Origin of the sequence: Pseudochrobactrum sp. B5 (assembly GCF_001939785.1) — a bacterium.
Classification (GTDB): Bacteria; Pseudomonadota; Alphaproteobacteria; order Rhizobiales; family Rhizobiaceae; genus Pseudochrobactrum; species Pseudochrobactrum saccharolyticum.
The window spans coordinates 153345-167240 of the sequence record NZ_MOYL01000005.1; the positions used below are offsets into that span (position 1 = coordinate 153345).

12 protein-coding genes are annotated in these 13896 nt (G+C 51.0%); 2 read left to right on the forward strand and 10 right to left on the reverse strand.

All coding sequences use genetic code 11. The annotated features are described in order from the left end of the window. Positions 1 to 8 precede the first annotated feature (8 nt). The gene (locus BKD14_RS14895) at positions 9 to 1328 is read left to right on the forward strand and encodes an NAD(P)H-dependent oxidoreductase (RefSeq protein ID WP_075657031.1); all 1320 of its coding nucleotides are present in this window, start codon (positions 9 to 11) and stop codon (positions 1326 to 1328) included. A 166-nt stretch (positions 1329 to 1494) separates the two neighbouring features. On the opposite strand, the gene BKD14_RS14900 is transcribed toward BKD14_RS14895, so the two are convergent. The 7 genes from BKD14_RS14900 to BKD14_RS14935 form a co-directional block, all read right to left on the reverse strand. Then, positions 1495 to 2895, reverse strand: a complete 1401-nt coding sequence (locus BKD14_RS14900; RefSeq protein ID WP_075657032.1) for an NAD(P)(+) transhydrogenase (Re/Si-specific) subunit beta — start codon at positions 2893 to 2895, stop codon at positions 1495 to 1497. Between the two features lie 11 nt (positions 2896 to 2906). Next, positions 2907 to 3323: an NAD(P) transhydrogenase subunit alpha gene (locus BKD14_RS14905; RefSeq protein ID WP_075657033.1), complete on the reverse strand. Its 417-nt coding sequence runs from the start codon at positions 3321 to 3323 to the stop codon at positions 2907 to 2909. Beyond that, positions 3320 to 4627, reverse strand: coding sequence for a Re/Si-specific NAD(P)(+) transhydrogenase subunit alpha (locus BKD14_RS14910; RefSeq protein WP_075657034.1), 1308 nt, complete (start codon positions 4625 to 4627; stop codon positions 3320 to 3322). The genes BKD14_RS14905 and BKD14_RS14910 overlap by 4 nt, the downstream gene beginning before the upstream one ends. Before the next feature lie 270 nt (positions 4628 to 4897). Next, positions 4898 to 5116: an aa3-type cytochrome c oxidase subunit IV gene (locus BKD14_RS14915; RefSeq protein WP_022712501.1), complete on the reverse strand. Its 219-nt coding sequence runs from the start codon at positions 5114 to 5116 to the stop codon at positions 4898 to 4900. Between the two features lie 191 nt (positions 5117 to 5307). After that, positions 5308 to 6054 (reverse strand): hypothetical protein, encoded by a 747-nt coding sequence (locus BKD14_RS14920; RefSeq protein ID WP_022712500.1) that lies wholly within the window; start codon positions 6052 to 6054, stop codon positions 5308 to 5310. Positions 6055 to 6458: 404 nt separating this feature from the next. Next, a complete protein-coding gene (locus BKD14_RS14925; RefSeq protein ID WP_075657035.1) occupies positions 6459 to 8780 on the reverse strand; it encodes an EAL domain-containing protein in 2322 nt (773 codons plus the stop codon). Between the two features lie 283 nt (positions 8781 to 9063). Beyond that, positions 9064 to 9834 (reverse strand): SDR family oxidoreductase, encoded by a 771-nt coding sequence (locus BKD14_RS14935; RefSeq protein WP_075657037.1) that lies wholly within the window; start codon positions 9832 to 9834, stop codon positions 9064 to 9066. A gap of 235 nt (positions 9835 to 10069) precedes the next feature. On the opposite strand from BKD14_RS14935, the gene BKD14_RS14940 reads away from it, so the two are divergent. Next, positions 10070 to 10828, forward strand: coding sequence for a gamma-glutamyl-gamma-aminobutyrate hydrolase family protein (locus tag BKD14_RS14940; RefSeq protein WP_075657038.1), 759 nt, complete (start codon positions 10070 to 10072; stop codon positions 10826 to 10828). A gap of 49 nt (positions 10829 to 10877) precedes the next feature. On the opposite strand, the gene BKD14_RS14945 is transcribed toward BKD14_RS14940, so the two are convergent. The 3 genes from BKD14_RS14945 to BKD14_RS14955 all read right to left on the reverse strand — a co-directional run bounded on the left by BKD14_RS14945 (position 10878) and on the right by BKD14_RS14955 (position 13658). Then, a complete protein-coding gene (locus tag BKD14_RS14945) occupies positions 10878 to 11849 on the reverse strand; it encodes an omptin family outer membrane protease (RefSeq protein ID WP_075657039.1) in 972 nt (323 codons plus the stop codon). Between the two features lie 94 nt (positions 11850 to 11943). Then, entirely contained in the window at positions 11944 to 12957 is a 1014-nt protein-coding gene (locus BKD14_RS14950; RefSeq protein ID WP_075657040.1) for a LacI family DNA-binding transcriptional regulator, read from the reverse strand. Positions 12958 to 13148: 191 nt separating this feature from the next. After that, positions 13149 to 13658 carry a MarR family transcriptional regulator gene (locus tag BKD14_RS14955; RefSeq protein ID WP_075657041.1) on the reverse strand — a complete coding sequence of 170 codons (510 nt, stop codon included), beginning with the start codon at positions 13656 to 13658 and terminating at the stop codon, positions 13149 to 13151. Between the last annotated feature and the right edge of the window lie 238 nt (positions 13659 to 13896).

The window sequence follows — 13896 nt, forward strand, 5'->3', positions numbered from 1 at the left end:
GAACAAACATGGCCACCAATGTCGCACTCACCGGCTTAGCTCGTGATATGAAAGCCCGCGCCGATACCGGTAAACCCATCCGCATCGGCCTGATCGGCTGCGGAGAAATGGGCACCGATATTGTGACCCGTGTCGCCCATATGCCCGGCATTGAAATCGGCGCGATTTCGGAAACCAATCCGCAACGCGCCCTCAAAGCCGCCGAGATCGCCTATGGTGAACAAGGCCATGCCCGCGAGGTTGGCACCGGCTCTGATCTGAGCCTCGCGCTCGAAGCGCATAAAATTGCTGTTACCGATAATGCAGACCTCATCCTCAATAATGACCTGATTGACGTGGTGATTGATGCAACCGGTATTCCTGCCGTTGGCGCGGAAATCGGTCTGCGTGCCATGGAGCACGGCAAACATCTCGTAATGATGAATGTTGAAGCTGATGTGACAATCGGCGCTTATCTTAAGAGCGAAGCCGACCGTCTTGGCGTTGTCTATTCGCTCGGTGCCGGTGACGAACCGTCATCCTGCATGGAACTGATCGAATTTGTCACCGCGATGGGGCATCCGATTGTTGCTGCCGGTAAAGGCAAAAACAATCCGCTCAATATTGATGCGATCCCTGATAATTACATTGAAGAAGCCACGCGCCGGAATATGAATGTGCGCCTGCTTGTGGAATTTGTGGACGGTTCCAAAACCATGGTGGAAATGGCGGCTATCGCTAATGCCACCGGGCTGGTACCGGATAAAGCCGGTATGCACGGCCCTGCAGCAACCCTCGACCAGCTCTCCTCAACGCTGATTCCTGAGAAAGACGGCGGCGTGCTCTCCCGTGTGGGCGTTGTCGATTATACGATCGGCAAAGGCGTGGCTCCGGGTGTATTCGTGGTTGCGGACATGTCCCATCCGCGTATTAGTGAGCGTATGGAAGACCTAAAAATGGGTAAAGGCCCTTATTTCACCTTCCATCGTCCGTACCACCTGACCTCGCTGGAAGTGCCCCTCACCTGCGCCCGTGCAGTGCTCTATGGCAAAGCCGACATGGTACCGCTGAGCAGACCGACCGCAGAAGTTGCAGCCGTTGCCAAGAAAGATATGGCGGTTGGCGAAACCCTCGATGCCATCGGTGAATATTGCTACCGTGCATGGATCATGACGGCCGGTGAAGCCCGCGCAGCCAAAGCCATTCCATGCGGAATGCTGACCGGTGCCAAAGTACTGAAGCCGATCAAAAAAGGTGAGCTCATCACCTATGACAATGCGGCTCTGCCTGCCGGTTCCCGCCTTGCAGAACTACGCGCTCGTCAGGACAAGCTGGTTTACGGACAATAAGCCAAGGGCAACGGAATCTCTTATGCAGCAAAGCGCGCTAACCTGCTGACAGGCTGTGTTTTTGCCCGAAAAGGCGTAAGAAAAGCAGCATTAAACATTGCTCAAATCGCAATAAAAAAGGCGGCTCAAAAGCCGCCTTTTCTTTTATCTGCCGAATTGCGCTGGTTTAATCCAGCGCTTTGACGATATTTTCGACCATCTTCTTTGCATCAGCAAACAGCATCATGGTGTTGTCACGGAAGAACAATTCATTCTCCACGCCCGCATAGCCGGAGCCCATGCCGCGCTTGATGAACAGCACCGTTCCGGCCTTATCCACATCAAGAATAGGCATACCGAAAATCGGAGACTGCGGGTCTGTTTTCGCTGCCGGATTGGTCACGTCATTCGCACCGATCACGAAAGCCACATCGGCCTGCGCAAATTCGGAGTTGATATCTTCCAGCTCGAAGACTTCATCATAAGGCACGTTGGCCTCGGCCAGCAGCACGTTCATATGTCCCGGCATACGACCCGCCACCGGATGAATGGCATATTTAACTTCTACGCCCTCTTCCTTCAGCTTATCGGCCATTTCACGCAGCGCATGCTGTGCCTGTGCTACCGCCATACCATAACCCGGTACGATGATGACTTTGGCGGCATTCCTCATGATGAAAGCCGCATCATCTGCCGAGCCTTGTTTGACCGGACGCTGCTCGACTTCACCCGTGCTACCTCCAGAAGATGTATCACCGCCGAAGCCGCCAAGGATCACAGAAATGAACGAGCGGTTCATGCCCTTACACATGATATAGGACAGGATCGCACCGGAAGAACCGACCAGCGCACCGGTGATAATCAGTGCCAGATTGCCCAGCGTAAAGCCGATACCTGCCGCTGCCCAACCGGAATAGGAGTTGAGCATAGACACAACCACCGGCATGTCTGCGCCGCCTATCGGGATAATGATCAGCACACCGAACAGCAGGGACAACAGCACAATCGCCCAGAACACCAGATGGCTTTCTGTAATCGCCAGCACGATCACCAGAACCACAATGCCGATAAACAGCGCCGCATTGATGATATGCCGTGACGGCAGCATGATTGGCTTACCCGACATACGACCATCCAGCTTGAGATAGGCAATGATCGAGCCGGTAAAGGTAATGGCACCAATGGCCACGCCGAGCGACATTTCCACCAATGCCTGTGCGTGGATTGACCCCACTTCACCGATACCGAAAGAATGCGGTGAGTAGAGAGCCGCAGCGGCCACCATCACCGCAGCAAGACCAACCAGCGAGTGGAAAAATGCCACCAGCTGCGGCATCGCCGTCATGGCAATACGCTTGGCCACAACGGCACCGATACCGCCACCGATTGCCAGCCCAAGCACAATCAGTGCCAGTCCGCCAAAAGACGGTTGCGCCAATATCAGCGTGGTGACAATGGCAATGCCCATACCGAGCATACCGTAAAAATTACCCTGACGGCTGGTTGTCGGATGAGAAAGACCGCGCAATGCCAGAATGAATAACACGCCGGAAACGAGATAAAGAAAGGCTGCCAGATTAACGCTCATGTTTCAGCCCCTCACTTGTCTTTTTTCTTATACATGGCGAGCATGCGCTGGGTGACAAGAAAGCCCCCGAAAATATTCACGCTTGCCAGCACCAAAGCGATAAAGCCGAAACCGGTTGCCCAGCCGGAAAGGGAAAGACCGACGGCCAGCAGCGCACCGACAACGATCACCGAAGAAATCGCGTTGGTCACCGCCATCAAAGGCGTATGCAAGGCAGGCGTTACCGACCAGACAACGTAATAACCGACAAAAATCGACAGCACGAAAATCGCCAGCTGAAATACAAAAGGATCAATCACACCGCCGCTGGCAACATGCACAGCATTGCTGATTGAATCTGAACTACCCAGACCTTCCGCAGCCTGACGCAGGTTTTCAACCGCCTTGTCGAGACCACCCAGTGCCTCTTTCAAAGAATCCGCACTCATGCCTCATCCCCCTTATTTCCGGCTTCATTTACGGTTTTCTTACCTGCACCCGTTTTGGTTGCCGGTTTTGCAGCAGCCGGTTTTTTCGGGGCAGCTTTTTTGACCGGAGCTTTCTTCACAGCAGGCTTAGGTGCTGCTTCAGCTTTATTATCAGCAGCAACCGGTGCTGCTTTCGCATCAGCAAAAGCCGGATGCACAATAGCACCCTGATGGGTCAGCACCGTTGCTTTCACCAGTTCATCTTCAAGATTGATGACAACCTGTTTGGTCTCTTTGTCGATCAATGTCTCAAGGAAAGCGAACAGATTGCGCGCATAAAGCTGTGAAGCCGAAGCAGCGATGCGACCGGCCGTATTCATATGGCCGATAATTTTCACGCCGTCTTTTTCGACAACCTGTCCCGCTACCGCACCTTCAACATTGCCGCCACGCTCAACAGCCAGATCAATCAGCACCGAGCCAGGCTTCATGCTGGCAACCATCTCAGCACTCACCAGACGCGGCGCAGCACGCCCCGGAATAAGCGCTGTGGTAATCACAATATCCTGCTTGGCAATATGATCAGTAACCAGCGCTGCCTGCTTTGCCTGATAGTCTTTCGACATTTCCTTGGCATAGCCACCGGCAGTCTCGGCCGCTTTGAACTCCTCATCCTCTACAGCGACAAACTTAGCACCAAGCGATGCCACCTGTTCCTTGGCAGCAGGACGCACATCAGTCGCCGTCACCACAGCACCAAGACGGCGCGCGGTCGCAATGGCCTGAAGACCGGCAACCCCTGCCCCCATCACAAAAACTTTGGCTGCTGGTACTGTGCCGGCAGCGGTCATCATCATCGGCATGGCACGGCCATATTCCGCCGCGGCATCAATCACCGCCTGATAGCCTGCAAGATTGGCCTGCGATGACAGCACATCCATCACCTGCGCACGGGTAATGCGCGGCATAAATTCCATGGTAAATGCAGTCAGCCCTGCCTGCGCAATGGCCGCCACACTGTCCTCATGGCCATAAGGATCAAGCATCGCGATCAGCACGGCACCGGTTTTGTAATTTTTCAGTTCAGCGGATGAAGGACGGCGAAGTTTAAGAATAATATCCGCGGTTTTAATATCGGCGGTCTTACCGATCTGCGCACAGGCATCGGCAAAAGCCTGATCCGTAATACGCGACGCAATACCTGCACCGCTTTCCACGATTATCTTAAATCCGTAACCGATCAGCTTTTTCACGGTTTCCGGCGTTGCCGCCACCCGTGTTTCACTCGGATCAGTTTCAACGGGAATGAATATTACCTGAGACAAAACTGCCCTCACTTTCCCTATCCCCAAAACTCACAAAATCCGTACCGGTCTCCTCCGGAACAACATTTTGGACGGGCGCAGTAAATCACGGAAAAAGCAGGCTGCAATACTCTTTATGCAAAAAATTTCTTATGTGATCGAAAATACGCAATTATGGAGAGATTTTTGCTCTGAACAGGGCGCAAAAAATTATACCGCCAAACTGGCGGTATAATTTATAGATTCCATGCCGTTCTGAAATGAAGTTTTTCAGTCTGCCTCTGACATGTCTCAGGCAAAGAAAACTGCCGCTGCCATAATCAGCGCGAACAGAATAACACCCGAGAACCAGCCGGCAGCAAAAAATGCAAATGCCATCGCGATCATCAAAGCGGAAAGCACAATCGTTCCCCATTTTACCAAAAAGGTAAAACCATGATAGGTACGCTCATGCTCAGGATAATCCATCTCTGCGCCAAGCTCTGCAGGACCGTGCTGAATTTCTGCCATTTCTTTCTCCCTCCCCAAAGATATCTTCCTTTGCGGCCGTCTTCCGGTTCAGAAATCTTATCTGGGCACAGTTGACACAGTTCTGAAGCAATAGGCAAGCTTCACTTCACCGCCAATGTTGCGACAATCTGCTGCAAGCCGATGCCATTTGCAGCCAAGTCGGGCGACTTTTAGATCAGATACTCAGATAGTTAGATCCCCAGTCCGGTATATTTAGCCGTCGGTAGAATGGTCAGCGGAACATTGCCTGCACGAACATCGGCAAACATATTGCGCCGCTCATGAGCCTGAGATTTAAAAAACGGAAAGCGTACGGCAACCGCATCGCGGATTGAGCTGACCGCCGCAGCGCCTAAGCCCACCTGAATACCATAGCCTTCATGATCGCGCGGGTCTGCCAGCATTTGCGAGCCAAAGATGCGCTTATAGAAAGCCATATGCTCCGGCTTGACTGCGGCAAGGCAAAAACTTGCATTGAAATATTCTGACGCCATCGCGGCAATGCGCAATGTCAGATAGGGAATGGCGGGAAATTCAGCGAGATAGGCAGGATCCGCAGCGAAACGTGTCGGATCAACAAAACTCATATTATTATCGAGCATCGGCCCCAGAATATCGGGAAATAATTTGGCGCTGGTACCAATGCGATGCTCTGCCGTAATGTGATGAACACGGAGCGTACTGACCAGAATACCGTCTATATAGACACCGTAAACATAGGCCTGATGATCACGGTCGACTTCATCAATAATGGTGCCAAGAAAATTGTCGTCCATGACATTGCGCGTCATATAGGAACGATAACGCAGCCGGCCGACCTCTTCCAGATCTTCCGCGTGTATAACCCGCCGGTATTCCACTCGATCCAGAAACTCCAGCATGTGCCGGGCAAAGTTCGAAAGGACTGGTGCTTTCGCAACCGGTTGAGAGACCGTCATCTATAATGTCCGCCACCAATAAACTAAAGCTCTGGTGCAGCCGTTTCATGAATATGCCACGCTTCATATTCCGTAAAATATACAGGAATACACATCCTATTTTAAACCCGCCCCCTATAAGCAAAATCTAAAATAAAGCGTAATTTCAAAGCACTAACCATTCCGGCAAATGTCTTATGTCCGGAACATAATATATTCAGGAAACAGCAATAGCCCTCACGGGCATCACCTTGCATATCTGCCCGCTGATTTGAGGAAACAAATATGCTGGTAACCATTTCTCTTTATGTGTGACAAAAAGCAAGGGTCCAGACCGGCACAATTAATCTTTTTTATATCTGCCGCGAAATGAATGCATCGCCGGAGACAAATATCACCGGCATATTCTCAGAAAGAACCGCTGATCAGGAAGGAAGTTCGTCCGCCTGCACTGCCTCCGCATGATTATTCGACATCACGGAGAGAGAGCGCCCGAGCTGCGCACTGATCTCATCGGCACTCAGTGGTGCGCCGAGCAAAAAGCCCTGTACCAGATCTGCACCGCCGGTTCCGCGAATCAGTTTCAGCTGCTCCTCAGTTTCCACGCCCTCAATGGTAACGCCGAAACCAAGCTCATGAGACAGCTGTGTCACACCGCGTAAAAGCATAAAGGCCCGTCTGTCCGTCACAATATCGCGGACGAAAGAACGATCAACTTTGACCTTTGTCAGTGGCAATGTGTTCAGATAGCTGAGACTGGAATAGCCGGTACCGAAGTCATCAAGAGCAATGTTAATGCCTGAATTTTTCAGCCGCTGCAGCATTTCGCAGGTTTTGACGCGGTCGCTGATAATTGCACTTTCCGTCACTTCAACTTCAAGCAGGTAAGACGGCAATTGCGCTTTCTGCAAAGCATCAACAACCATATCGACAATGCCGGAATTTTTCAGATCAATGGCAGAGAGATTGACCGACACGCCGATCTTATGCCCCCAGCCCGCGCAATCCTGACAGGCACGGTTCAGCATGAACTGCGTGAGTTCTGTAATAATCCCCATCTCTTCGGCAAGCGGAATATAGTCCGCAGGCCCGATAGGCCCGAATTTCGGATGATGCCAGCGGGACAGCGCCTCAACCGCCACAATACGCAGAGAATTCAGGCTGACAATCGGCTGATAGACAACTGTCAGACTGCCTGCATTGATTGCCTCTCGCAGATCATTTTTAAGCTTCTGCCGTGAGCGATATTTTGTATCCATCGCTTCCACGAAAGCAACCCAGCGGTCATGTTCGCTGCTTTTGGCCTCATAAAGCGCCAGATCGGCATTCACATGCAGGCCACGAAGATCGACATTCTTCATAATATCAACCGCTACACCGGCGCTGATATCCAGATAGATCTGCTGGGATGCAAATTCATAAACACCGCTCAGATAGGCCGTGACCTCATCCATCACCGTATTAATATGCGAGCGGTCTTTAATGCCCTGAATGAACAGAACAAATTCATCGCCGCCAAAGCGCGATGCCACAAAACGCTCGGCATCAAGCTGGCCGAGACGCTCCGCAAACTGCCGTAACAGCTCATCACCGGTGTGATGACCATATGAATCATTCACATGCTTGAAGTGATTAAGATCAATAACGGCAAGCGCAACGAGGTCGTCAGGCTTATTTCCTGCGGTCAGAGCGCGAACCAGCGTTTCAAAATAGAAACGGTTCGGCAATCCGGTCAGCCCGTCATAGCGCGCCATATGCTGGATCTGCGCTTCGGCCTCAATACGTCCTGTCACATCATCAAAAATCAGCACCGCCCCCTCTTCGCGACGCTGATTACACATCACCTCGATGTAGCGATTATTGCCGAAATGAAACACATCGCGCTGACGGCGGCCTTCCAGCAACTCGTCAATCCGCATACGCACATTGTCCAGCTCGTCACGCGGAAACAATCCGTGCTTGCTGCAATAGCGCAGAACAACTTCAAACGGGCGGTTCAGAAGGCTGATATTTTGCGAGATATTCAACATATCCCGCACCTGCTTATTGACCACAGCAATTGATGCACGGCCATCCAGCATCACCAGACCCTGAGGCATATTATTCAACGCCGTATCAAAGCGGCTTACAACGGTGCTGAGGCGGCGCTCATTCATCACGGCTGCAAATAGTGACTGACGCAGACCATTGGCCATTTGAATATTGCTGAGAAAATACGGCACCAGCAATGCACCGATAATCACATGATAAATACTGTCGACCAGAATAAATCCGAACAGAACCGGCACCAGAGCGCATACCGACATCATGACAACGGCATTACGCGACGCATAATTACGGCCGACAATTGAAACAACGGAGGCAAGAAGAATAGACAGGCTGGCCAGTTCGGCAAACGGATCATCGATCACATAGGTGCTGTAAAAACAAAGCAGCCCGAGGATCAGGCAGATTGCACAGGCACCCAAAAGATAGTGCATTTCCCAGCGATTGATTTTGTCGTGGGTGAGTCTGCTGAAATCCGCCCTGTCAAACACATGCATATCATACATGCGGATACTGGTAGTCAGCGCGAACAGGCCGGAGAAGATAACAAAGACAATGTCGCCGGTTTTAAAATAAATAACCATGCAGGCCAGCATATGTGCGGCCAGTCCGAACCAAAGTGTTTCCCGGTTGCCATAAAGCGCTCTGACAAATGACAGGCGAACGTCCACCGGAATGTTGGTCTTAAATAACCATGTCATTTGTCACTGCTCCCCCTCGCCGGGGAAGAATGACAAAAATACTTTAAAAATAAGTTTCAAATTTTTCTACTTCTGAGTGTTTTTACATTAAAATCAATGCCATAGGTTGCTACCCCCTTTGATAGGATTATTATCGCCGGGAACTATAAAAATATATTTAAAAATTATGATATTCGTAAGTTCTACAATAAAGATATATCCCGCAAACACAGCGCTTTCAGCCCGCGCAATCAGACTGTCCGCTGATCCCGCCTGAAAATCAATCCGCCAACAGTCGCAGATTTCACCCCTGCAGGCTGTGTCCGCCATCAATTGTGATGGTTGTGCCCGTCATATAACCGCCCGCATTGGAGGCAAGCAGCAACAATGCGCCTTCCAGATCACCATTTTCTCCAAGCCGGCGCATCGGGTTCTTCGCTTTAAGATAATTACTTGCCGGTCCTGTCATAAGCTCCTGATTAATCCCTGTCGGAAACCAGCCCGGAGCAATGGCATTCACGCGAATATTATGTGCTGCCCATTCAAGTGCCAGAGCCCGCGTCATCTGCGCCAAGGCTGCCTTAGACATGGAATAAGCAACAGCGCCTTTCTGCGGCATGTTTTTCAGAATACTGGTGGTGTTGATGATCGCACCGGCAATTTTGGCCTCAATCATCCGTCGTGCAGCTTCCTGCGCGACATTGAACGCCCCGACAACATTAACCGCGAAAACCTGCTCCATCATCTCGGCGGTTGTTTTCAAAGCACTCGCTTTGCAGGCAATACCGGCATTGTTAAACACCACACTGACCGTACCGAAATGCTTCTCCGCTTCGTCAAAGGCGGCAGCAATATCCGCACTGTCGGCAACATCAGCACAAATGTGTAAAATATCCGGCTTTACAATCTCGCAATCAGCACAGGAGGTCACAGGATGGCTGCGCGCGATGGACACAACTTTTGCACCATGTGCAGCAAGTGTGTGCACCATATGATGCCCCAGCCCTGACGAACCGCCTGTCACCGCAATAACTTTATCTTTGACAGAAAATATATTCGGATGATTTGCGGACATCGCCCTCTCAATCAATTACTTTGCCGTCATACACAGCGCAAAATTTTACAATAATTATTCCCAATCACGCCGCTTTACAGTAGACAAATTCAGGCCGCTGAAAACTGACAATCCGGACGGTATTCCCGCTCCTGTTTTGCATTTTTCCGGCTCTTACAGAAACGCTGCCTCACTGCATAATCGTAAAACTAACCAACTGCCTGCGACTGCGCAACCACGACAAGGCCTGTTTATCATGCAAAAATCCCGCCCTCTGATTGCTGTCACCTCTGACATTCGTGATATTGACGGCAATAACTGGCACGCAACACCTTCGGAATATATTACAGCGCTTACGGAAGTCGCTCAGGTCACACCGCTTCTGGTGCCGAATATCCGTGACAAGGTTGACCACGACGCCCTGTTCGCGGCGGTTCACGGTCTGCTCATCACCGGTTCCCGTTCCAATGTGCATCCGGAGCATTACGGACAGGAAGCCACAGAACAGCACGGCCCGTTTGATCCGGACCGCGATGCGACCACCCTGCCTTTGATCCGCGCTGCACTGGAACGGGGTATTCCCGTGCTTGGCATCTGCCGTGGTTTGCAGGAAATGAATGTCGCGCTTGGCGGTTCGCTGGCCAATGATATTCAGGAACTCAACGGCAAGAACGATCACCGCGCACCGGTTTCCACAATTCGTGATGAGCGCTATGCGATTTCGCATCCGCTGGAGATTGCTGAAAACTCATGCCTTGCTGCGATTCTGGAAAGCACTGCAGTTAACACCAATTCTGTGCACCGGCAGGCGATTGACCGCCTTTCCGACAAGCTTGAGCCGCAAGCCGTAGCCGAAGACGGTACGATTGAAGCAGTTGTTGTGAAGGACGCACAGGATTTTGCGCTCGCAGTGCAATGGCATCCTGAATATTGGGTGCGCTCCGATGCACCTTCAGCCAAAATCTTTCAGGCATTCGGTGATGCTGTGCGCAAACATGCCGGCAAAGCAGAGTAAAAAATATACAGTGTTACAGATCGCGGTTCTGAAACCCGCGATCTGTATTTCAGAACCGGTATTTCAATCCGCCGCTTAAAGAAAAAGACTGGAATTTCATTCCGGCTCCGTCCGGAAAATATTCCACGACCTCTCCGCTGGTCAGATTATACATTGTTGTATCAGCAGTTTTGTTGAAATAGCGCTCATAATTACCGGCGAGGAAAAATGACGTCTGCGCAGTATAGGCATATTCTGTACGCGCACCGACGGACATGAATGCCAGGCCATCATATTTCTCAGTAAAACGCAGGTTCCGCCGCCAATGATGATCTTCATCTCTGGATTTAAAGGCCAAACCACCCCTTGCCTGCACTGAGAACGTCCACTGTTCAAAGCTCTTACTTGCTTCCAGCCCTAAAAATGCTGTCGGATAACTCTGTTCATAACTGATAGTGCGTTCACCATCAGGAATATCACCGGCATCATCACGAAATTCATTCCGACTATAAATATAGCTGCCACCATAGGCATCCCATTTCACATTGGTATATTTAAAGCCGCCATGCAGATTAATCAGCGCTGTTTCATTGAGGCGGAAATCATGCCCCAGCGCCAGATCAGCCGTTATATAGCGGTTAAGCTGTGTATCGGGATGGATTGAGCGATGTGACCACGCATCGGAGCCATAACCGGCTGGCGGATCCATCAGCCAGTCATAATCTTTCATCCGGTTATTGCCGCTGAAACCGACCATCACATTGCCTGCCAGCGTCCAGTCATTATCAAATACGGCTTTGGCAGTTGCGGTCAGAACCGGAGCATCCGTCTTCCAGATCAGATGGCTGATCTTCTTGCCGGTATTATTATAAACCAGCTCGTCTCCTTGCAGATGGATGTAACCAATTCCGCCCAGAAAAGAAAAATCGGGATTGCTGATCCGTATATCTGTGACTTGCGTGGGATTTAAATCTGCGGCACCGGCCGGCAAAACTGCAATTAACAAAAACTGACTGCAAATAACTGCTGATACAGACTTCACAACACGCCCCCGCCTATGAATACAGAGCGTATTTAGAATATAATTTTACAAAATTTCAAATACTAAAATACTGAAACCTGCCTGTTTATGCGTATCAGGCAGGTTTACTTGTCGACTGACGGATATGTAATTCCGGTTTGATCAGCGGCTGATCGCTATGCATTTCAACACCGTTGAGCTGATCCAGCAGCGCGCGCGCTGCCTGACGCCCGACTTCACGCTGGCCGTTCCAGACGGTTGTCAGTGCCGGTGTAGCAATTGCCGCCTCTTCCAGATCGTCGTAACCGGTCACAGAAATATCTTCACCCGGCACCAGACCGGCACGGGCAATACCATTCATCAGACCAATAGCGACCAGATCATTCCAGCACACAGCTGCCGTCGGCTTGTCTTTCAGTGATAAAAATTGCGGTGCCACTTCAAAGCCGCCCTGCTTGGTGCGCGGCCCCGGAATACGCCATTCCGGCTTTACAGTCAGACCGGCTTTTTCCATGGCATTAACATAACCCTGATAGCGGTCGCGACCTGTAGAGGTCTGATCCGTGCCGCCGATCATCGAAATGCGTGTATGTCCGAGTGAAATCAGATGATTGGTCGCAAGGCTGATGCCATAGGCATCATCGCCGCGAAACACCGGCACATCCGCACCTTCCACATTACGGGCGATCAGCACCACCGGCAGACCGTTATTTTCTGCCAGTTCAATATCTTCCGCAGGCGTACCGATAGCCGGAGACATGATTACGCCGTCCGCGCCGAGCTGCAAAAGCGTGTCCACAAATGTGCGCTGCTTTTCCAGCTGATCATAATGATTACTGAGAATGAAAGTCTGGCGGGAGCGATCCAGCTCCGTTTCAATGGAGCGCAGAATTTCCGCAAAAAACGGGTTCATAATATCATGAACCACAACACCGATAATGCCGGAGCGCGATGTGCGCAGCGATGCGGCACGACGGTTATAAATATAACCGATGGCGCGGGCATGTTCCTTGATACGGTCGCGGGTCTGATCCGCCACCAGAGGACTGTCACGCAAAGCCAGAGAAACCGTGGCCGTTGACACGCCAAGCGCATCAGCAATGGTTGAAAGTTTGATCTTCTGGGCCAAAAGCCGTCCGCCCCTTATTCAACAATCATATTCACCGGAACCGGCAGTTCTGCGGTATAGTTATCTTCAGTAATCTTAGTTAATCAATATCTAGAATATAGTTTAACAAATAGCGAGACAGTTTTTAGCAACTTATCCGGCAAATTATTCAATACGGAACACAGAGCCACCCTCACCTGCATTGTTCCGTTTTAATCGGCATCATCATCAGCCAGATCATCCGCCGTATCGGCTTCATCACTGGCAGCAGTACGCAACGGGCGACCGGCAGCAACAGCATTCAGATTATTTTCCATCCGCGACAGCAATTTCAGCAGAACTTTCCGTTCTTTCTTTTCAAAACCGCGCAGGCAGTCTTTTTCAGTTTTACGCACCAGCTTTTCAATCACACGGATAACATCATGCCCCTGATCGGTCAGAAACACATGAGTCTGGCGCTGATCGCTTTCCGATGCCTGTTTGGTAACAAAACCCTGTGCCTGCAAACGGCTGATCGTTTTTGTCACTGTCGGGGGACGCACGCCCAGACGCTGCGCCAGAATACCGGGCGGCAGGCCGTCTTCTTCGGCAAGTTTCAGCAAAACCGCATCCTGCCCCGCATATAATCCGTGTTCCAGCAGCCGTGTGGCTAATATCGTGCGCATCATCCGCGCATTGTGCTGTAACGGCTGAAGAATAGCAGTTTTGCCTGACTTGCTCATATGCACCCTACCTGTCCGTTTATCATTTCATAAACAACCTAATTGAAGGTGTTATGACTGACAAGCAGCAGTCTGGCCGCAGCTGCAAGTCAGGACAACGGGCATAAAGGCGTATTTAGAATAGCCGCAGCCACACTCACCCGTTATGATGCCTCTCACTTGCACATATCAGAGGAGAAATATTTTGCCGGAGATCACCCAGCACGCCAGTTCCGCCCTTTCTGACAGAGTGCCGCAA

What these genes read in the sequence shown, in the direction of transcription:
- BKD14_RS14955 (WP_075657041.1), bottom strand. Translation starts at nt 13,658, where the DNA reads ATGAGCAAGTCAGGCAAAACTGCTATTCTTCAGCCGTTACAGCACAAT.
- BKD14_RS14895 (WP_075657031.1), top strand. Translation starts at nt 9, where the DNA reads ATGGCCACCAATGTCGCACTCACCGGCTTAGCTCGTGATATGAAAGCC.
- BKD14_RS14925 (WP_075657035.1), bottom strand. Translation starts at nt 8,780, where the DNA reads ATGACATGGTTATTTAAGACCAACATTCCGGTGGACGTTCGCCTGTCA.
- BKD14_RS14940 (WP_075657038.1), top strand. Translation starts at nt 10,070, where the DNA reads ATGCAAAAATCCCGCCCTCTGATTGCTGTCACCTCTGACATTCGTGAT.
- BKD14_RS14900 (WP_075657032.1), bottom strand. Translation starts at nt 2,895, where the DNA reads ATGAGCGTTAATCTGGCAGCCTTTCTTTATCTCGTTTCCGGCGTGTTA.
- BKD14_RS14935 (WP_075657037.1), bottom strand. Translation starts at nt 9,834, where the DNA reads ATGTCCGCAAATCATCCGAATATATTTTCTGTCAAAGATAAAGTTATT.
- BKD14_RS14920 (WP_022712500.1), bottom strand. Translation starts at nt 6,054, where the DNA reads ATGACGGTCTCTCAACCGGTTGCGAAAGCACCAGTCCTTTCGAACTTT.
- BKD14_RS14915 (WP_022712501.1), bottom strand. Translation starts at nt 5,116, where the DNA reads ATGGCAGAAATTCAGCACGGTCCTGCAGAGCTTGGCGCAGAGATGGAT.
- BKD14_RS14905 (WP_075657033.1), bottom strand. Translation starts at nt 3,323, where the DNA reads ATGAGTGCGGATTCTTTGAAAGAGGCACTGGGTGGTCTCGACAAGGCG.